We start from the raw sequence: 21,321 nt of genomic DNA, 5'->3' as shown, positions 1-21,321 counted from the left end.
AATGAAAAAAACTATAAAATTAAATAACAATAAGCATTTTCAATCTCTCTAAAAACTCTTGTTTTTGAACTTTAAAAAAGAAATTCCCATCTTCTCTTAATTGTTTGTATAAATGATCAATAAACCCAATTTTGTCATGGGAATATACGGTTACAATAAAGCTAAATTCTTCCATTTGCAAATTAGAACTAATAAATGTTAGTTTTTTATCTTGAATTCTTTCTAAAAAAACATTTCAAAAAATTTCATCTACAGATTTTTTGTTAAATGAACCTAAATAAGCATCTAAAATAAAAAGACCATCGATTTTCTTTAAATCAGCTATAAAGTCATTTCTTGTTTTATAACTTGTTGCATCATCTAATGTTTCTGCAAGTTTTTTAAATGTTGTAAAAATAATTTTTTTATTTTTTTTCAAAAATAGATAAGCAATGTTTAATAAGAACTCATTTCTTGTTTCGGAAAACATTTCCTCATTAATTTTGTAAATTCCAAATTTATTAAATTTTTTTAAAGCTACTTCATTAAAAAATATTTGTTCGAATTGGTTGTTTTCACTTTTTTCAAAATATTTTTTTGAGTTTTTTTCAAATTCTTTGTCAAAAATACCAATTTCATAAGGAAAAAGATTTTGATAATCAATCAAAGAGACAAAATTAGATTTAAATTCTAAATTATTTTCTATTAGACTTATAAAATTATTATTTCTGTCTAAAAATAAAGTTGTAACCAATTTCGAATTTAAATCATTTTTTTCCTCTAATGAGATATCGATCAAAATTGGTAAAAATTCATCAATTTTGTCAAGTTTATCTTTTAGTTTATATTTAAGATGAAAATTTCTAACTCTTTTTGAAGTTCTAATTAAATTTTTTAATGTATTAACTTTTTCTTCTTTAGTTAATGTTTTTTCTGTGAAGGAAATCAAATTATCAATCTTACTAGTCATTAGAGTCCTCTACTTCTCATTTTTTATATTTAAATAAATCTTCAAAGGAAATATCATCATTATTTTGGAAATCAAAAATTGTGTATTCTTTTTGTGTATTTTTTAAAAAATTATTTTTAACTTGAACTGAATTTAAAAAATCTTCCTTTGATTTTTTTTGCAATTTTTTTATTGAACTAAAGTGTTTTAAAACATTTTGATAAGAAATTTTATTTTGTTTTAATAAATTATTCGCAACTGTTTTAATGTATTGAAAATTAAAATAACCAATAATATCAACACAAGAATTTATTACAAGATTTAAAACATCATCTGAAAATCCATTTTTATTAGCCTCACTAATTCATAATGTCATTTCGATTGTTGCACTGTTGTTTCAAATGTATTTAATAAACTGAGTAGTAGAATATTCATTTATTGCTTCTAAAATATTTTTTGCTTTTACAATTGGTATTTCATTTGTGTGTATAAACTCATTTTCCAATAAATTTTTCGAATCTTCGACTGAAGGTCCTTCAAAATGGATTGTTTTACTATTCTCGAAAAAAAAATCATTTTTTTGATTTTGCAAAAAAAAGTCACTACCAATATAGTTGATGTATGTTTCACTTATATCAAAATATTCTTTGATATTATCTTCATTATTTTCAACTTCTAAATTGATCATTTTTTTGTATAAATCTAAGCCTATTGCCTTTATCAAACTTTTTTTATATATAACGTTTTTATCAAACTGAAATTCATATAGTGGTTTTATCAAGCTTATTAAGTGTGTTGATTTGTCTTGCTTTTTTTCAAAAGTTTTTATCAAGCAAAAAGATTCTAATTTTTTTCTTAAGTCTAAAAATTCTTCAAAATCTATATTTAAAATTTTATAAAAATTTTCAACTTCAATTAAATCTGTTGTTTTTTTGTTTTCGACTTGATCATAAAAATTTGACAATAATGCAATTGCTTTTATTCCAATTATAGGTTGGTATAGTTTTCTAATAATTTTATAATCTGAATCAGAAATTTCAAAATTTTTTTCAATAAATAAATTAGTCATATGTCCCCCAAGAAAATCAATTGAGTTTATTTTAACTTTATCTTTTTGAATAGATAAATAAAATTTAAAATGTTTTTAAAATTTTTATCTTACTTACAAAGATATTTACATAAGAACAAACTTATAAAGTGTTAAAAAACATACTATTAAAAGCTGATTTTGTTATATTTACATTTTAAAAAAACTTGTTAACATTTATTTTTAATAAAATTTAAGAAAAAAAATAGGATTTTATAATCCTATTTAAAATCTATTTTTTTTCTGAGTTAATTTTATTAGCAACTTCTTTCCCTGCAATAGCTCCATCGCCAATTGCTGTTGCTACTTGTCTAATGTCTTTTACTCTAATATCTCCTGCTGCAAAAATATTTTCTAATTTAGTTTCTAATTTTTCATTAGTTTGAATAAAACCTTGTTCATTAGTTATTCCTAAGTGCTTTGCAAAATCCACTGAAGGTATAAAACCAATATATGGAAATAAACTTGTTAGTTTAATTGTTTCTTTTTTTCCATTAATTAAAACATCTGCTTCTTCTAATTTATTTGATCCTTTTAATTTTAAAATACTAGAATTCATGTGAATTTTTACATTTTTTAATAATTTTAAATCATTGACAGATTTCTCTTCTGCATTAAATTTTGAGTCTTTAACAAAAACGTGAACTTCAGAAGCAATTGAAGCTAAGTAAATAGCTTCTTCAACTGCACTATTTCCACCTCCAATTATTGCTGAAGGTGTTTTTCCAAATAAAGGTCCATCACAAATAGCACAGTAACTTACACCCTTATGATTAAATTCCTCGATTCCTTCAATATCTCTAGGAACTCTATTTACCATTCCGGTTGCAATAATAATTGATTTACCTTTGATTATTTCATTCTTTCTTTCTAAAAGTACTTCCTTGTTAAATGGTCCATGATTATTTATTTTTAGTACATTTCCAAATTTATATTCAGCTTTATAAGCTTTGGCATGATTCAACATTTCTATTGCAAGATCAGGGCCTCCAATAGTTGTAAAACCTGGATAATTTTCAATTCTAGAAGTGGTGACCATTTTTCCACCTGGAGCTCCTTTTTCAATAAAAACAGTTGATAAATTTGCTCTTGAGGCATAAATTGCAGCTGACATAGCTGCTGGTCCTCCACCAATAATAATTACATCATATATTTTTTCATTATGCATTAATTCACCTTCTTGTAATATTTGTTAAAGGTAGATCATAGTATTTTATTCTACCTTCTTTTTTAATTATATATTTTTTACCATTTATTTTTTCAAAATATAATCAAAGACTTATACCTCCGATAATCATAAGAACTGATAAAACAATATAAAATGGATATTGTTCATCTCTTAAAGGTTCCATAGATGTTCTTACTGTACCATACCAAAGAAGATACATGGCTCCTGTTACTCCAGGTTTTGATCAACCAAAAAATAGAACTCCTCAAATAATTAATAAATAACCTATTAAATTAGCAATTGACTCATAAAAAAATAAAGGAACTCGATATGCTGTGATACCATTAGAAGTTATGAACATGTTGTCTGCAATTGCATCACCTAATCAAGCAATTGAAGTTCTATCTGTAATTACTCCAAATACTTCATGATTTGTAAAATTTCCTCACCTACCAATTGCTTGACCAATTAAAACAGAAGGTAAAATAATTCCAAAAGCTTTTGCAAAAACTATTTCTTTTCTTTTAGTGAACAAATAAACACTATTTGCAAAAGCAGCTAAAAAGACTCCTCCTTGAATAGAAAGACCTCCTTCTGTTATAGCTCATCAGGCACTTCCTGGAAAAGGATCTAAAGGATTATCTATTAATCTTTCAAAAATGAATCAAAGTCTTGCTCCGATAATAGCTGAAGGAATTGTGATAATAATTAATATAGCTAAATATTCAAATTTATAATTTTCTCTTTTTCAAAAAAATGAAATAGTTACAATTGATGCAATAACACCTAAAATTATTAACAAAGAATAAAGAGAAATAGGTCCTAAACTAATTGCTTGGCCAACTGATATTCCTCCTATAGAACTAGTAGTATTCATTATTTTTCTCATCTTTCCATAATTATATTTAAAGCATCAACTCCATCTAATTTTGCCAAATATAAATTTGTTGCGGCAACAATTAAAGATGAAGTATTTCTACCTGCTAAAATTTGAACTTGAATTTTTGGAATTTTTGAATCTAAAACTTCATAAAATAACTCTTGATTTCCCAAACGATCAAATGTGTCGCCTTTAATTGGATCAAATGCAACTTTTACTAGTTCAACAACAAGTCTTATTTCACTTCTTTTACGATGGATTTCCTTTCCATAAACAGCTTCGACATCCATTAGTCCTAATCCTCTTACTTCTAAAATACCTTTTGTTATTTCGCTAGGATAACCAAAAAAAGAATTACCAATTCTTTTTATGATGACTGTATCATCGCTAATAAAAAGAAATCTTTTTTGAATTAATTCAAGAACAGCTTCAGATTTACCAACACCACTTTCTCCAATGATCATTACTCCAATACCATTTATCTCAACTAAAGAAGCATGCTTCGAAACTGAAGGCGCAAAAACTTCTGATAATGGAAGAGAAATATAAGTGTGAATTTCTGAAATACTAAATTTTGTTTTTACAACAGGAATTGAATAAAAAGAGGCAACTTCAATTATGAAATTTGATGTTTCTTCTGTTAAGGATTTTGAAAGAATTACTAGAGGAGGATTTAATTTAAAAACTTTAGCTAAAACTTCTTTTAGACTTTTTTCATTTAAAGTTTTAAATCACTCTTGCTCTGTAAAACCTCAAACAATAATATTACCAAAATTTTTGTAATTATGTGTATCAATTCCAGCAAGTTCTAAACCAACTCTTTTTATTGATGGGGAATTAATTAAATTTCATTTAGTAATTTTTTCAAAATTATTAGGGATTAAATTTAAAGCTTCTAAAAATTTATCTACATAGATAAATGATTTATTTTCTTTTTTGAAATATGTATCTTTATTTAATTGCATTTTTTAACATCCTTTTTAAGTATTGACCAGTAAATGATTCTTTTATCTCTGCTACTTGCTCAGGGGTTCCTGTAGCAACAATTTTTCCGCCATTAGTTCCACCACCTGGACCTAAATCAATTATGTAATCTACACTTTTAATAACATCTAAATTATGTTCTATTACAATTACTGTATCTCCTTTATTAACAATTCTTTTTAAGACTTCTAATAAATTCGAAACATCATATGAATGTAAACCTGTTGTTGGTTCATCTAAAACATATAAAGTCTTCCCTGTTGATTTTTTTAATAAATGAGTTGCAAGTTTAACTCTTTGTGCTTCTCCACCACTTAAAGTAGTAGCTGGTTGTCCTAGTTTGATATAACCTAAGCCAACATCCATTAAGGTTTCTAATTTTTCTCTAATTTTTGCTCTATTAGCAAAAAAATCAAATGCTTCAGAAACGGTCATATCTAGAACATCGCTAATATTTTTGAATTTATATTTAATTTCTAAAGTTTCAGGATTATATCTTTTACCATCACAATGGTCACAAACAACATAAACATCAGGTAGAAAATGCATTTCAATTTTTAAATATCCATCTCCTGAACATTTATCACATCTTCCACCATTAACATTAAAACTAAATCTCCCTTTTAAAAAACCACTTGCTCTTGCATCTTCTGTATTTGCAAATAAATCTCTGATGTCATCAAATACAGTTGTATAAGTTGCAGGATTTGACCTAGGAGTTCTTCCGATTGGACTTTGAGAAATTTGAATAATCTTGTCAATATTATGTAAACCCTTAATTTCTTTATGTTTTCCCGGATGAACTTGAGACCCTTTTACAAATTCAATTCCTTTAATTAAAACTTCATTTACTAAAGTACTTTTACCACTTCCTGAAACTCCTGTTACAGCAATAAATTTACCAATAGGAAATTTAACATCAATGTTTTTTAAATTATTTTCTTTAGCTCCTATTACTCTTATAATTTCTCCGCTTCCACTTCTTCTAAAAGTAGGAATTTCAATTTTTAATTCACCAGATAAATATTTACCAGTAATAGATTCTTTTGATTTTTTAATATCTTCAACAGATCCTTGTGCAACAATTTGCCCACCTTCATTTCCTGCTTTTGGTCCTATATCAAGAATATAATCTGCTTCTAGAATTGTTTCATCATCATGTTCTACAACAATTAAAGTATTTCCGATTTCCACCATGTGTTTCAAAGTTTTAATTAATTTTTCATTATCTTTTTGGTGTAATCCAATACTTGGCTCATCAAGAACATATAACACACCTGTTAAATTTGAACCAATTTGAGTAGCTAATCTTATTCTTTGAGCCTCTCCTCCACTTAAAGTTTCAGCTGTTCTATTTAAAGTTAAATACTCTAAACCGACATCACTTAAAAAAGTCAATCTATTTACAATTTCATTAACAATTAAAGTCGAAACTTCCTTTTCAAAAGAACTAATTTCCAAAGATAAAATCTTTGAAAGACCTTCTTCGATTGATAATTTTGAAAAGTCAGAAATGTTTAAACCTTCTATTTGAACAGCTAAAGCATAATCATTTAATCTATCTCCTTTACATTTTGAACATTGAATTTCAGACATAAATTTTAAATATCAAGTGCGAAGTTGTTCACTTGTTGTTTCAAGAAATCTTCTCTCCATTTTTGTTAAAATACCTTCAATTTTATTAAATCTAGTATATTTATTTCCACTAACAGATACATTAGTATAATTTATATCTTCTTTAGAACCATAATAAATAATATCTAATTCAGATTTTGTCATTTTCTCAATTGGTTTTGCTGCACTAATTTCATAGTAATCTAATAAAGCTTTAAATTCTTGTCAATCTAAATTAGATGTTTCTACTGTATTTTGAAAAGGAATAATTGCACCTTGTAAAATTGATTTTGTTTTATCTGGAATTAATAAATCTGGATCAGATTTTAGTGAAACTCCTATTCCTTTGCAAACTTCACACATTCCATAAGGAGAATTAAAAGAAAACAATTTAGTTTCAATTTTGGGCATTTCAAAATCTCCATAAGGACAAGAAAAAAGTTGAGAAAACATTTTTTTCTCCTTTCCTAAAATTTCTACATTAACTAAACCTTTAGAATATTCTAAGGCAATTTCGATTCCATCTGCAATTCTTGAACGATTTTCTTCATTTAAAATCAATCTATCAACAACAATTTCAATATCATGTTTCTTAGATTTATCTAAATTAATTTCTTCATCAAGAGAATATATTTCTCCATCAATTTTCAATCTTAAAAAGTCTTTTTTTAATTTTTCTAATAAAACTTGATGTGTTCCTTTAGCACCAGAAATTACAGGAGCAAGAATTAAAATTTTTGAATCTTTTTCATATGAAAAAACAGTGTTTAAAATGTCTTTTAATTTTTGGGATGTAATTTTAATTTTATGGTTAGAACAAAAAGGATGTCCGATTCTAGCATACAAAAGTCTCAAGTAATCATGAATTTCTGTAACTGTTCCTACTGTTGAACGTGGATTATTGTGAGTTGTTTTTTGTTCAATCGAAATAGCCGGACTTAATCCATCTATTGAATGAACATCTGGTTTCTTAGTTCCACCTAAAAACTGACGAGCATAACTACCTAAAGAATCTACGTATCTTCTTCTTCCTTCTTCATAAATTGTATTAAAAGCTAGTGAGCTTTTACCAGATCCAGAAAGACCTGTAAAAACAACTAATTTATTTTTAGGAATAACAACATCAATATTTTTTAAATTATTTTCTTTTGCACCTTTAATAGAAATAAAATTATGAGTATCAATTTTTTGATTCATAAGGCTCCTTTTGGTTTTCTTTTGCTTTATAAATTTTACTACATTTAAATTAATTAAGTTTTAGATACAAGAAGAATAAAAAATCTCTTTTTGTAAAAGAGATTTTTAAAATATTATTTAACTTTTAAGTTGTGAAAAACTTGGATTCCTTCATAAGAAGCAACTATGCCTAATTCTTCTTCAATTACTAATAATCTATTGTACTTTGCAACTCTATCTGTTCTTGAAATTGAACCAGTTTTAATTTGTCCTGTATTTAAAGCAACTGCTAAATCAGCAATTGTAGTATCTTCAGTCTCTCCTGAACGGTGAGAAACCACACAAGTCATACCAGCTTTATGAGCCATTTCGATTGCATCCATTGTTTCTGAAAGAGTTCCGATTTGGTTTAATTTAATTAAAACAGAATTTATTGCCTTAGTTTCAATTGCTTTTTTAATGAATTTTGGATTAGTTGTTACTAAGTCATCACCCATAATTTGATGTGTTGCGCCAACAGAATTATTTAATTTTGTAAAAGCATCTCAATCATGTTCTGAAAAACCATCTTCTAAAGAAATGATTGGATACTTTTTAAACAAATCTTTAAAGTACTCAACAAGTTCATCTGATGAATATTCAACTTTAACTTTTCCTAAATTTTCAAATCCTGGTTGTTTAGTTAAAATAGCTTTTTTAAGTTTTTTGAAAGTGTATGTTTTTGATTTTTTATCAAATAATTCACTTGATGCTGCATCAATTGCAATAGCAACAGCCTTGTCTCCTTTTTTACTTGGTTCATATCCAGCTTTTTTAATCGCTGAAACAATAAAATCTAAAACTTCTTCATGAGATTTTAAATCAGGTGCAAATCCACCTTCGTCTCCCACAGCTGTTGAATGACCTTGTGAAGCTAATAAATCTTTTAAATTGTGAAATACTTTGTTTGCAACTTGCATTGCTTCTTTAAAAGTTTTTGCTCCAATTGGCATAATTAAAAACTCTTGAAAATCAACAGTGTTTGAAGCATGTTCTCCACCATTAATCACATTAAGCATTGGAACAGGTAACTTAAAGCCATTTGTTCCACCAACATAACGATATAAAGGAATGTTTAATTCATCTGCTGCTGCTTTAGCAACCGCTAAAGATACTCCTAGTATTGCATTTGCTCCTAATTTTTCCTTGAATTCTGTTCCGTCTAATTTAATCATTTCATAATCAATTGCTCTTTGATCAAGAACATCATAACCTTCGATTTTTGGTGCAATAATATTATTTACATTATCAACAGCGGTTTGAACACCTTTTCCACCATATCAATTTTTCTCATACTTTGTACCTTTATCTCTTAATTCTTTAGCTTCTTTTTCACCCGTTGAAGCTCCAGAAGGGACCATTGCACTCCCATAACCATATTCTGATTCAACTTCAATTTGAATTGTTGGATTTCCACGAGAATCTAAAACTTCTCTTGCGTGAATTCTCATAATTGCTGACATTTTACCTCTTTAAAATATTAATTTTGTTAATTTAAAATTACTTAATTATTATATTACAAAACAATTTTTATTAATAAAGAAAGTTATTTTAAAAAAATAATATAATTTTTAAATGAAAAAGAGATTTGCAATAGTAATTGATTCATTTTCGAATATTACAAAAGAAAAAGCAAAGGAAAACAATTTATTTTATATTCCCTTACAAATTATTTTAGATGATATTTCCTATAATGAAGGAGTTGATTTCTCATTGGAAGAATTTTTAATAAAAATAAACAAGTCTAAATCAAGTAAAACTTCTTTACCAAATTTAGAGTTGTTAAATGATTTAATTGAAGAAATAAAAAAAGATTATGATGGAGCTATTTTCATTCCTGTTTCTCAAAAATTTTCAGGAACATATAATTTATTAAAAAATTTAGTAAAAGATAATAAAAATTTCCATGTTTTAGATACATGCTTTGTTGGAAAAACTGGTTTTTATGTTGCAAAAACAATAAGAGAAAAAATGGATAGTGGTTTAGATATTGAAGAAATTTTAGAGTGAGTGAGTGAATTCAATTCTAAAACAATAAATTATATAATTCCAAGAAAAATTGCAACTATTTCAAAAAGCGGAAGAGCCTCAACTCTTTTAAAAAGTTTTGTAAATAAATTAAATTTAGTTTTTACAATTCAATTTGATGAAAATGGAATTAAAATTGCAAGCATAAATACATTTATTAATAAATCAATTAAAAAAGCTTTGAATAGAATTGAAAATTTTATTCAAAAAAGAGAAATAGAAAATTATGAAATTGATTTAATTTCTAATGGTGATTTTTTAGCATTAGAAGAGACAAAGGAAATGTTTGGAAAAAAGAATTTTAAAATAAATGAAATTTACTTATCAAGTGCTGCTGCAATGATAAATGGTGGTTTTACAGGTATTACAATTGTTTTTAGGGAAAAGATTTAAAATATATAAATATAAATGAAATCTTTTGTAATATAATTGGACTATGAAAAAATTAGGAATAGTAATTGATTCTTTTTCAGGAATCAGCAAAAAAGTAGCAGAACAAGAAGGTTTTTTTCAATTGCCTTTGCAAATAGATTTAGATGGAAAAGTATTTCTTGATGGTGTAGATTATAGTTTTGAAGATGCTACAAGTTTAATTAAAAATGCAAAGAACCCAAAAACATCACTTCCACCAGTCGAAATAATCAATAACATTATTGAAAATGGCTTAAAAAAATATGAAAATTTAATTTTTTTACCGCTTTCTTCTTCATTGTCAGGAACATATAATTTATTAAGACTTAAAACTGAAGAATATAAAAATATTCATGTTTTAAACAATAGTTTAACAGGAACTTTATATTTTGACATTGCTAAAAAATTGACAAAAATGTCTGAAGAAGGAAAAAGTATTGATAGTATTATTGATTTTGTTAAGGATTTTGATAGTAAAACAATTACATATATAATTCCTAAAAATCTAGAAGCTATGATTAATGGTGGTAGATTAACCGGGAAGAAAAAATATGTTATGACAACTTTGAAATTCATTCCAATTATTAAATTCAAAGATAAAAACTCTGTTTCAGGATTAAAACGATCTGTTAGAAAAGCAGCTGAAAAAGTAGTGGAAAAATTAATTAAATTTATAGGCGGGGAAGAAAATATTGAGAATTTTGAGTTCAGAATTGTTCATACTTTGGATCCGGAAACAATTCAGATTGCAAAAGATGTTCTATTAAGTAAAAACATAAAAATTGCAAGCATTGATATTTCAGGTGGAGCAGTTATGGTCCATGTTGGTTATGGAAGTATAGCATTAAGTGTTAGCCCTAAATTGAAAGAAACTTTTTAAAAAAATTTGTAAAATTATTTGTATTAATGTATAATAGTTTTACTTAAATGCGAGTGTAGTTTAATGGCAGAACTTCAGCCTTCCAAGCTGACTATGAGGGTTCGATTCCCTTCACTCGCTCCAAATCATTAAATTGATCATAAAAAAGAGACAAAGTCTCTTTTTTATTTTCATTTGCTGTTTTTTGTGCTTTACTTTTACAATTAAAAAAGAGACTGCTGTCTCTTTTTTAATTGTTTGAAAAATATTGTAATTAAGCTTTGTTCTTCATTTGGTTTGCAACTTCACTTGCAAAATCAACTACTTGCTTTTCAATTCCTTCTCCAACTTCATATCTTATTTTTGAAATAGGGAAAGAATTTTTTGAGTTCATATATTGTTTAATACTTTGTCCTGGTTCAACAACAAATTCTTGCAAAGTAAAAGTTGTTTCAGAAAGTTTTTTATTAATCATTCCTTCGATTATTTTTGGACGAATTTTTTCAGGTTTTAGTTGAATTTGCTCGTCTTTTTCAAATTCGCTTCTCAATTTTTTGATTTCTTTTTCCGGAACTTCTTTTTCATCTAAAAATAATGGATTCATTGCTGTAATGTGCATAGACAATTGTTTTGCCATATCTTCTGTTCCATTTTCAATAATTAAAACAGCTGCTTTTTGACCATCGAAGTGGTTGTAAACTCCAATAACTTGTTTGCTATTAAATTTTTTGACTTGTTCTGCTCTTCTAAAAGTTAGTTTTTCTCCAATTGTAGCAGATGCAGAAGCAACAAGTTCTGCTAATGTTTCATTACCTATTTTTACTTCTTCTATAATATTTTTGTATTTATAAAAATCATGTTTTAACAATTCTTGACCAATTTTATTTACTAAATCTTTAAATTTTTGATTTTTAGCAACAAAATCAGTTTCTGAATTAATTTCAATTATTACACCATATTTATCATTTGAAAAAGCAGCAACTAAACCTTCTGCTGTAATTCTATCTGCTTTTTTTGCAGCTTTAGCTTTTCCGTTCTCTTGTAATCATTTCACTGCAGCATTTAAGTCATTTTTTGTAGCTTCTAGAGCTTTTTTACAATCTAAAAAACCACTATCAGTCATTTCTCTAAGTTTTTTAATTTTTTCAGCATCAACCATTATTTTGTCTCGCTTTCATTGTTGTTGTGTCTTGGTTGAAAATCACCATCTGGTCTTCTTTTTACATAAGGTTTTCTTGGTTTTCTTTCTTCTCCATCTTTACCAACATTTTCACTAGTTGCTGGAAATACAATAGCCTCATCACCTTGATAAGCAAACAACTGTTTTCCATTTTTTGCCGCAACAATTGCATCTGCTAAAATTGTAATAATTAAATTTAAAGATTTAACACTATCATCATTTGCAGGGATTCCAAAATTTACTAATGAAGGATCTGAATTTGTATCTAAAATTCCAATAATTTTAATATTTTTTCTTTGAGCTTCTTTAATTGCGATTTTATCTGTATTAACATCAGCAACAATCATTACTTGTGGCAAGTGTTTCATGTTTCTAATTCCTGTTAAATTACGTTGTAACTTTGCTAATTTTTTAGAAAATTCAACACCTTCTTTTTTTGTATATCCTTCATATCCTGATTCTTCTAATTTTTCAAGATCACTTAAAGTTCTTACTTGATTCATAATAGTTCTACTATTTGTAAGGGTTCCACCAAGTCATCTTTCGGATACATAAATTGAATTTGTTCTTAGTGCTTGAGCTTTAACAACATCTTTGGCCTGTTTTTTTGTTCCTACAAAAATAAATGAAGCGCCTTTTTGAGCATATTTTTCAATCAATTTATAAGCATATTCTAGTGCTTTTCTTGTTTGGGCAATGTCTATAATATGTGTTCCCATTTTTTTTGAATGGATAAAAGGTTTCATTTTAGGATTTCACAAACTTGCTTTGTGACCAAAATAAGTTCCTGCTTCTAAAAGTTTTTGTTTAGAAACTATTTCGTTTTTTTGAGACTCTGAAGAACTTACTTCAGGAGCATCATTCATATCATTAATATTCATATTTTCCTTAATATTTGTTTTTACTTCCTTTGGTTTCTAAAATTAAGACTCTTTTAATTAGAGCACACCTAATAAATTCACCAAAGTGCTTTTTGTTTTTTCGTATTTACAAATTAGTTTGCAAATAACTCTTTTATTATACCTTTTTAATCAATAAAATGTAAATTTCAAGAACTTAGAAATAAAAACATTAAAAATTTGATTTTGCAAAATAATAAGAATTTGATTATCATTAATTTAGTTTATAATTACTTTATACTTTTTAAAGTTAGTAAATTTGTAGTGGAAGTTTAATTTTACTTTCTTAAAATAGGTAAAATTAAAAATTGAAAATAGGTGGTTTATGAAAAAAAGTTTTGACTATCATACAGTTGTAATAGGCGCTGGAAGAGTTGGATCTCATTTTGCAAAAAATTTAGCTAGATTTGGAGCTAAAGTCTTAATAATTGACAAAAATGAAATTTTTGGTGGAAAGCAATTTAACAGAGATGTACCAATTCAAATTCTTCAAAATACACTTGATAAAATTGAAAAAAAAATGAGCTTGGATGAAAAATTTAAATTTTTTAGATCTGAATTAAACTTAAAATTGCATAATTTAATTGAAAAAACTGGACAAAATTCATTCACTAAACTAGGAATTGATTCTTTGATAGGAACAGTTCACATAGTGGATAAAAATAATTTGATAATTAATGAGAAAAAAATTAGTTTTAAATATTGCGTATTTGCTGTTGGATCAAGATTTTTAAAACCTTTAATTAAAGGTCTAGATTATTCAAAATATGAAACAATTGAAAACTGATATAACTTTGACAAAAATTTTAATTCAGTAACCATTATTGGAAATGATAAAAATTCTTTAGAATTAGCAATTACATTTGCAGAATCTGGTTCTATTGTTTATTTATTGAATAAAAATGATAATTTTATAAATCTTTTAAAAGATGATATGCTTTTAAAATTTCAAAATTATGCAAGGAAAAATAACTTTTATATAATTAATAATGCTTCAATAAAAAACATAAACAAAACTGAAACTGATCAGTTTCAAATTGAATATTCTATTGGAACATATTCTCTTTTTCTAATTTCTGATAGATTAATTTTAGGTGGTACAAAAAAAGGGAATTTAGACAAAGTAAGTAAGGATATTATTTTTGAAACTAATTTAAGAAATTTTCCAATTTCAGATAGACAATTAAGATTAAGAAATAATAAAAATTTCTTTGCGATAGGGAGTTGTTTTGGTCCTTACATAGATTCGAACCAAGGATTTTACCAAGCAAATCTTATAATTAATAATCTTATAGAAAATGATGAAAGAAATGTATTTGATTTTGAAAATTTTTCAAGTAATATAAATGCAAAGATTGGATTTTCTTTCATTGGGATGCATGAAGATGAAATTAAATCACAAAAAATTTTTTATAACAAATTTGAATATGATTTTAAAGAGAGTAATTTATCAATAGTAAATGACAAAGATAAAGGATTCATAAGAGCTTATTTTGACAAAAAACATAGGCTTCTAAATGCTTCAATTGTTGGGGAAAATATAACTGAAATTTCATCTGTTTTTTTATGAATGTACAATTCTCAAATAAAAATTAATTCTTTAAATTCCTTTCAAACTCTTCCTTTTACAAATTTAGAAATTCTTAAGGAAATTTTGACAAAATATATTTTTGAATATGTTTTCAATGAAAAGAAATTGGCTTTCATTCATAAATATTATTTAAAAACAGATAAAAATAGAGGGTAGAGGGGGAACTTAAATGTTAAAAATCATAAATAGCAAGCAAAATATTAAGGAAATTGAACTAAAATTTATTTCAAAAATAGATGATAATAAAAATTTGATAAATACCGAAGATTTGGCAATTAGTGAGTTTTTAGATCAAAATAAAATTTTGATATTTATAAAAAATATCGATGAATTGAAGCAGGAAAAACTTGAGAAAATAGTTTCAAAAATTTTATCTTCAATTGGAAGTAGAAATGTTTTTATTGATTTAGAATTTTGAGGAAAATCAGAAGAAAAAATTTTAGAAATTTTTATAGAATATTTTGAGGAAAAATTTGTTTATGATTTTTCATATAAAACAAAAGAAAAAGACAAAATTATTCCCAATTTAACTTTGGTCACATCGATTTCAGAAGAAATTTACAAAAAAATGATTTTGATTTCTAAATCAAAACTTTTTGTTAAAAAATATCAAGAAATGCCACCTAATATTGCAACAAGTGAGTATCTTGCAAGTGTTGTTGAAAAAGAGTTTGAAAATTCTCCTTTAATAAATGTAAAAATTTTAAATAAACAAGATATTAAAAATTTAAAAATGGGGCTACTTCTAGCTGTAAATGCAGGTTCTTCTCATGAACCTAGAGTAGTTGAGTTAAACTATAATGGAAATCTTGAATCTAAAAACAGAACAGTTATTGTGGGTAAAGGAATTACATTTGATACAGGTGGTTATAATTTAAAACCTTCTAAATATTTATCAGGTATGAAATTTGATATGTCAGGTGCAATGATTGCTTCTGGAGTTATGAAAGTAGTGGAAAATTTAAGCCCAAAAATAAATTTAAGTGTCCTTATGGTATTGACTGATAACAAAATTTCATCAAGAGGCACAACTCCTGAGGAAATTCATTATGCAATGAATGGGAAAAGTATTGAAATAACAGATACTGATGCTGAAGGCAGATTAATTTTAGCTGATGGTATTTCATATGCATCTAAAATTTTAAAAGCAAGTGAAATTATTACAATTGCAACTTTAACAGGAAGTGTAATAGTGGCTTTAGGAGATAAAATAAGTGGTGTTTGATCAACAAATGATGAAAGCTGAAAAAAATTAAAAAAAGCAGCCAAAATTTCTAATGAAAAAATTTGAAGATTGCCTTTGGATGAGGATTTTTTGGAAGGTTTAAAATCTAGTAGGATTGCCGATTTGATAAACTATGATGCGAACAATTATTCAGATTCAAATTCTGCCGCAATATTTTTAAAGCAATTCACTAATAAAAGTGATCTAATACACTTAGACATTGCAGGTACAGTAAGTAAAAAATCAAATCCAAATGCCGTTTTATTAAAAACACTTGTAAACTATTTGACTAAATAAATTTTAAATTTAGTAAACTATAATAAATATTAAAATAAGGAAATTATGTCTTGAAAACCAAAAATCATCTTTTTATCTCTAATTGTTTTAAATTTAATTGTTACAATTGTTTCATTTTTATTAATTGGGTTTCTTTTACAAGAATTGCTTGATAAAATTTTGTTTTCACTATTGACATTAGTTTTTTCATTAATAATTTTGGGAGTTTTTTCCATTTCTTTTTATTTAATAAACAAAAAAGAAGTAAATAAAAATTATGTTCTTAACAATTATATTGAAAAAATTGTTGCCGAAAATGGATTAGGATTGATAATCATCAGTGATAAATCAAAAATTATTTGGGCTAGTGAATTTATTAACCAAAGATTCAAAGAAAATGTTGTTGGTAAAAATGTTACTTCTATTTCTAAAAAAATTGAAACTATGCTGCTGAATGCTGAAAAAAATACAACTATTGAATTAGAAGGGTTTCACTATTTTGTAAATTATATTTACCAAAGTAATGTTTTAGTATTTAAAGATGTCACTAAAGAAGTAAGCGCAATTATGCAATATGATGCTGAAAAAATTGTTATTGGTGAAGTGGATATTGATAATTTTCAAGAATATCAATCTTCTCTTAATGAAGAAGATTTATTCTCAATTCAATACAAAGTAATTGATATGTTAGAAAAATTAGTAAAAAATTACAATGTAAGCTATCGTCAATATGTAAATGGGAAATTTTTATTGATTACAAATGAAGAAACTTTAAATCAATTTATAGATTCTAAATTCAACTTTCTTGATTCTCTAAGAGCACAAAAAGTTGAAGAATTTAGACTTTCTGTTTCAATCGGATTGTCAAAAAGAGGAAATTCTATTAGTGAATTGATGGAATTAGCAAAAGATGCTTTAAGACAATCTAAATCTAGAGGTGGAGATCAAATTACAGTTTGATCAAAAAATGAAAAACCAATTTATTTTGGATCAAAAAGTGAAATTGCAATAAATCCAAGTAGAACAAAAGCAAAAGATGTTGCGACTCTTTTATTAAAAAAAATGGAAGACCAAAGTATTACAAAAGTAATTTTATATGGTCACATAATGGCTGATCTGGATGCAATTGGATCAACATTTGCTTTAAGTGAAATTGCAAAATATTTCAAAAAAGAAGTATATATTCAAAATGTTATTATTGATGAAACATCTCAAAGAACAATTAATAAATATTTTACTCTTGCCGAAAAAGAACTTTTTATAAAAAAACAAAAAGCTATTAGTTTAACAGATAAAAATACTCTTGTTATTGTTTGTGATACAGCAGAAATTGATAGAATTGAAAATCCAGAAGCTTTCGATAAGGCTTTAATTGAAAATATTTTTATTTTGGATCATCATAGAGTAAGTAAATTACCAGAAAACATTGAATATAAAAATACATTTATTGACACAGGTTCTTCAAGTGCTTGTGAAATTACAACAGAAATTATTTCTTTTATGAGTTTAGGAAAAATTATTTCAAAAAAAGCAGCTCAATTTTTATTAAATGGAATTTATTTAGATACAAATCAGTTTCAAAAAGCAACGTCTTCTAAGACTTTTGCTGCTGCAAGTTTATTAAATGAATGAGGAGCTCAAGTGGTTGAAAGTGTAAATGTTCTAAAAATGGACATTAAAACTAGAGAAATTGTCGATAGTATTTTAGCTGAGTTAAGGGAAATTAAAAAAGGATTTTATCTTGCTTCTTATGATGGACCAATTCCTTCAGAAGTTGTAAGCATAGCTGCAGATGAAATTTTAAGAGTTAGTGGAAGAAAAGCAGCATTTGTTATTGCAAAATCTTCAAATGGTGATTCTTATAAACTATCAGCAAGAGGGATTGAAACAAATGTTCAAATTATCGCAGAAGCTGTAGGTGGTGGTGGGCATTATAGTGCTGCTGCTGCTGTTTCTAATGAAAGCTTAACTGTTTTTACGGATAATGTTATCCAAGCAATTGTTAGTGCAAATACAGAAATTGCTTAATAAATAAAATTAAAGGAGAAAATTATGAAGGTGATTTTAATAAAAGATTCTAATGCGGGGAAAAAGAATCAAATAGTTGAAGTAAGTGCTGGATATGCTACAAACTTTCTTTTTAGACAAAATTTGGCAATTCCATACAATAAAGATAATGAAAAATTTTTAAAAGATGTATTGGAAAAAGAAAGAGAAATTGAAAATGAAAAAAGATTTGAAGCAAATGAGTTAAAAACAAAATTAGAAAAAATTAATCTATCTTTTAAGTTAAAAGCATCATTAAGAAAAGACGGAATAATAAGCGTTCATTCTTCAATTAGTGCAAAAAATATCTTAAATGAATTAGAAGAAAAACATGGTTTAAAAATCGATCGTCATGCATTAGAAAATGTTCATATTAATACAATTGGATTGTCTAAAATAATTATTAATTTATACAAAGATATCAAAGCAATATTACTTGTGAAAGTCGAAAAAGATGAATAAATTCCATGACGAGAATTTAGAAAAAACTTACATTGCTTCTTTGCTTATAAATCCAAAAAATCTATCTAAAACTGTTGATCTTTTAGAACCTGAAGATTTTTTTAATAAAACTCATCAAAAAATTTTTTGAAGTATTAAAGAATTACTTTATAACAATTTGAAAATAGATTTTAATTCAATTAAGAATCAACTAGAAAAAGAACCTGAAAAAAACATAGCTAATATTAATAATGTTTTAGCAGAATTAATTCCTTGATCGTCTTTTGAAGAAAATGCTTTGTATTTTCACAAAGAGATTCTAAATTATTCTAGAAAAAGAAAAGTTAAAGAAGTTTTTGAAAATTGAAATAAGGAAATTATACCAGGAAATTTTAATCCTTCGGATATATTGAATTCTTTAGGAAAAGATTTACTAGAGATTTCAATAGTTAATTCAGATGGAAGTTTTAAAAAAGCAGCTGAATTAGCAGAAGAAGCTATAAAAGAAATTGAAAAAAGAGCAACTTCAAAAGAAATTAATGGTATTTCATCAGGATATCCTCTTTTAGACAAATTAACAAATGGATTTCAAAAAGGAGATCTTGTTATTTTAGCAGCAAGACCTTCAATGGGGAAAACTGCATTTGCTCTTAATTTAGCAACAGAAATCAGTAAGAAGAAAAATGTTGCTTTTTTTTCTTATGAAATGCCTAATTTATTACTTGCTGATAGAATTTTTGCTGCTTGATCTAATATTGATGGCAACAAAATAAAAGAGCCTAAAAATTTAAGTAATGAGGAATGACAAAAAATTTATATTGCAAAAGACAAAATAAAAAATTTAAATCTTCATTTTAATGATGAAACTAGTTCTAATATTAATGATTTAATTTGAAAGTGTAGACAATTAAAAAAAGAAAAAGGACTTGATGCTGTTTTTATTGATTATTTACAATTGATAAATACATCTGAAAAAAATAATTTTAATAGACAATTAGAAGTTTCGTATATTTCTAGACAATTGAAACTTTTAGCTACTGATTTGAAAATCACTGTTTTTGCTTTAAGTCAGTTAAGTAGAAAAGTCGAAGCAAGAGAAGAAAAAGTGCCAATCATGTCTGACTTAAGAGAAAGTGGTTCTATTGAACAAGATGCTGATATTGTAGCTTTTTTATATCGTGAAGAATATTATAAAAAAAATAAAGAACATGATGATGAACATGATAAACAATATATTTCAAATAATGACTTTCAAAAAGTAGAACTAATCATTTCTAAAAACCGTAATGGAGCAATAGGGAAAGTAAATTTCTTTTTTAAACCTTCTGTAGGAAAATTTATTAGTCAAAAAAATGATGAAAATAATTTTTAATTTTTCTTTGTGATAAAATTATTATTGAAAAATTTAAAAATCATGAAATTAAATCTAAAATCTAAAAAAACTCTCTCTATAAAAAAAAGACTTTCTTCTGACGAAAAGAATATTTGAGTTATTATAAAAAATAAAAAATTTTCAATATTTATGCTTTTGATTTCATCTCTTATTTTTGTTTTAGGGGTAAATTTATTTCTAACAACAGCTGGTACAATTTCAACTGGATTATCTGCTATTCCATTATTGATTATTTTTTCTTTTCCTAGTGTTGATTTAGGACAATATTTTGCTTTGATTTTATTTGGTTTAAATATACCTCTTATTATTATTTTTTGAAAAAAAATAAAGAGAAGTTTTTTTGTTTTAACAATTATTTGATCACTATTTCAAATAGTATGAAATTTTATTTTAGCTATTCCTGTTATAAATAATTTTTTGATTGATAACACAGTAGGCAAAATGGCTCCTAATTTTATTGCAAGTGCAGATAAAACACAAGATACTTGAGCTGTTTTAGTGTTTGCTTTTGTAGGTGCTTTATTAATTGGGTTTTCAATTGCGATTGCATGAAGAAATGGAGCAAGTTCAGGAGGAACAGATATTATTGCTTATTATTTTTCTACAAAAAGAAAAATAAGCGCTTCTACTCCGCTATTAATAATTTCTTTAAGCATTTCTTTTATTTCTATCATAATTTTAGTAATCCTATCGGTTGCAAATCCAGATCCAAATCCTAATGCCGTAAAAAGAGATTTTTTTGGAATTAGAACTTTAGGAACAATTCTTTATATTATTGTTTCTTCTTCGCTTTTAGGAGCATTATATCCTAAATATAGCAAAATTCAACTTACAATTCACTCTGAAAAATATGAAGACATTTTGCAGCTTTTCAAAAAAATTAATTATTGACATGGATATACAATTTCTGATATTGAAGGTGGCTACACTAATAAAAAAGGTAAGAAAATAGAAACTGTTATTCTTCTTTTAGAAGTGAACAGAATTAAAAATTTAATTCAAGAAGTTGATCCTAAAGTTTGAATCAGTATCAAAAAAGTAAAAGATAGTGTTGGTACATTTAACTCTTCGGAAGTAGAATAATTTTCATATATAA

General features: G+C 25.9%; 17 protein-coding genes and 1 tRNA gene. 9 read left to right on the top strand and 9 right to left on the bottom strand.

From position 1 onward, the window contains the following. Positions 1-19: 19 nt before the first annotated feature. From MMOB_RS01010 to eno, 7 genes are all read right to left on the bottom strand, one after another. Complete coding sequence (locus MMOB_RS01010; RefSeq protein WP_011264706.1) at positions 20-949, bottom strand: hypothetical protein; 930 nt, start codon at positions 947-949, stop codon at positions 20-22. Then, the gene (locus MMOB_RS01005) at positions 942-1,997 is read right to left on the bottom strand and encodes a DnaD domain protein (RefSeq protein ID WP_011264705.1); all 1,056 of its coding nucleotides are present in this window, start codon (positions 1,995-1,997) and stop codon (positions 942-944) included. The genes MMOB_RS01010 and MMOB_RS01005 overlap by 8 nt, the downstream gene beginning before the upstream one ends. A gap of 250 nt (positions 1,998-2,247) precedes the next feature. Beyond that, complete coding sequence (locus MMOB_RS01000) at positions 2,248-3,183, bottom strand: NAD(P)/FAD-dependent oxidoreductase (RefSeq protein WP_011264704.1); 936 nt, start codon at positions 3,181-3,183, stop codon at positions 2,248-2,250. Next, on the bottom strand, positions 3,176-4,072 hold the full coding sequence (gene lgt, locus MMOB_RS00995) for a prolipoprotein diacylglyceryl transferase (RefSeq protein WP_011264703.1): 897 nt from the start codon (positions 4,070-4,072) through the stop codon (positions 3,176-3,178). Before lgt ends, MMOB_RS01000 begins: the two co-directional genes overlap by 8 nt. Continuing rightward, positions 4,060-5,028, bottom strand: a complete 969-nt coding sequence (hprK, locus tag MMOB_RS00990; protein ID WP_011264702.1) for an HPr(Ser) kinase/phosphatase — start codon at positions 5,026-5,028, stop codon at positions 4,060-4,062. The genes lgt and hprK overlap by 13 nt, the downstream gene beginning before the upstream one ends. After that, complete coding sequence (gene uvrA / locus MMOB_RS00985; protein ID WP_011264701.1) at positions 5,015-7,858, bottom strand: excinuclease ABC subunit UvrA; 2,844 nt, start codon at positions 7,856-7,858, stop codon at positions 5,015-5,017. The genes hprK and uvrA overlap by 14 nt, the downstream gene beginning before the upstream one ends. A gap of 113 nt (positions 7,859-7,971) precedes the next feature. After that, a complete protein-coding gene (eno, locus tag MMOB_RS00980; RefSeq protein ID WP_011264700.1) occupies positions 7,972-9,339 on the bottom strand; it encodes a phosphopyruvate hydratase in 1,368 nt (455 codons plus the stop codon). A 112-nt stretch (positions 9,340-9,451) separates the two neighbouring features. Between eno and MMOB_RS03500 the strand changes: the two genes are divergently transcribed. The 3 genes from MMOB_RS03500 to MMOB_RS00965 all read left to right on the top strand — a co-directional run bounded on the left by MMOB_RS03500 (position 9,452) and on the right by MMOB_RS00965 (position 11,318). Further along, positions 9,452-10,297 (top strand): DegV family protein, encoded by an 846-nt coding sequence (locus tag MMOB_RS03500; protein WP_011264699.1) that lies wholly within the window; start codon positions 9,452-9,454, stop codon positions 10,295-10,297. A 43-nt stretch (positions 10,298-10,340) separates the two neighbouring features. Then, positions 10,341-11,195 (top strand): DegV family protein, encoded by an 855-nt coding sequence (locus MMOB_RS00970; protein WP_011264698.1) that lies wholly within the window; start codon positions 10,341-10,343, stop codon positions 11,193-11,195. A 49-nt stretch (positions 11,196-11,244) separates the two neighbouring features. After that, positions 11,245-11,318: transfer RNA gene (locus tag MMOB_RS00965), tRNA-Gly, on the top strand. A gap of 130 nt (positions 11,319-11,448) precedes the next feature. On the opposite strand, the gene tsf is transcribed toward MMOB_RS00965, so the two are convergent. Next, entirely contained in the window at positions 11,449-12,333 is an 885-nt protein-coding gene (gene tsf, locus MMOB_RS00960; RefSeq protein WP_011264697.1) for a translation elongation factor Ts, read from the bottom strand. Beyond that, positions 12,333-13,235, bottom strand: coding sequence for a 30S ribosomal protein S2 (gene rpsB, locus MMOB_RS00955; protein ID WP_011264696.1), 903 nt, complete (start codon positions 13,233-13,235; stop codon positions 12,333-12,335). The genes tsf and rpsB overlap by 1 nt, the downstream gene beginning before the upstream one ends. 343 nt (positions 13,236-13,578) lie before the next feature. Here rpsB and MMOB_RS00950 point away from each other — a divergent pair, with 343 nt between their 5' ends. The 6 genes from MMOB_RS00950 to MMOB_RS03560 are packed head-to-tail and all read left to right on the top strand — an operon-like array spanning position 13,579 to position 21,308. Next, the gene (locus MMOB_RS00950; protein WP_011264695.1) at positions 13,579-15,000 is read left to right on the top strand and encodes an FAD-dependent oxidoreductase; all 1,422 of its coding nucleotides are present in this window, start codon (positions 13,579-13,581) and stop codon (positions 14,998-15,000) included. 13 nt (positions 15,001-15,013) lie between these two features. Further along, the gene (locus MMOB_RS00945; RefSeq protein WP_011264694.1) at positions 15,014-16,366 is read left to right on the top strand and encodes a M17 family metallopeptidase; all 1,353 of its coding nucleotides are present in this window, start codon (positions 15,014-15,016) and stop codon (positions 16,364-16,366) included. 45 nt (positions 16,367-16,411) lie between these two features. After that, positions 16,412-18,373, top strand: a complete 1,962-nt coding sequence (locus MMOB_RS00940; protein WP_011264693.1) for a DHH family phosphoesterase — start codon at positions 16,412-16,414, stop codon at positions 18,371-18,373. Positions 18,374-18,397: 24 nt separating this feature from the next. After that, a complete protein-coding gene (rplI, locus tag MMOB_RS00935; RefSeq protein WP_011264692.1) occupies positions 18,398-18,853 on the top strand; it encodes a 50S ribosomal protein L9 in 456 nt (151 codons plus the stop codon). Beyond that, on the top strand, positions 18,846-20,204 hold the full coding sequence (gene dnaB / locus MMOB_RS00930) for a replicative DNA helicase (RefSeq protein WP_011264691.1): 1,359 nt from the start codon (positions 18,846-18,848) through the stop codon (positions 20,202-20,204). The genes rplI and dnaB overlap by 8 nt, the downstream gene beginning before the upstream one ends. A 42-nt stretch (positions 20,205-20,246) precedes the next feature. Then, positions 20,247-21,308 (top strand): YitT family protein, encoded by a 1,062-nt coding sequence (locus MMOB_RS03560; RefSeq protein ID WP_083748439.1) that lies wholly within the window; start codon positions 20,247-20,249, stop codon positions 21,306-21,308. Positions 21,309-21,321: the final 13 nt, after the last annotated feature.

Origin of the sequence: Mycoplasma mobile 163K, assembly GCF_000008365.1 — a bacterium.
Classification (GTDB): Bacteria; Bacillota_I; Bacilli_A; order Mycoplasmatales; family Metamycoplasmataceae; genus Mycoplasma_J; species Mycoplasma_J mobile.
This window is presented reverse-complemented; position numbering and strand designations above follow the sequence as displayed.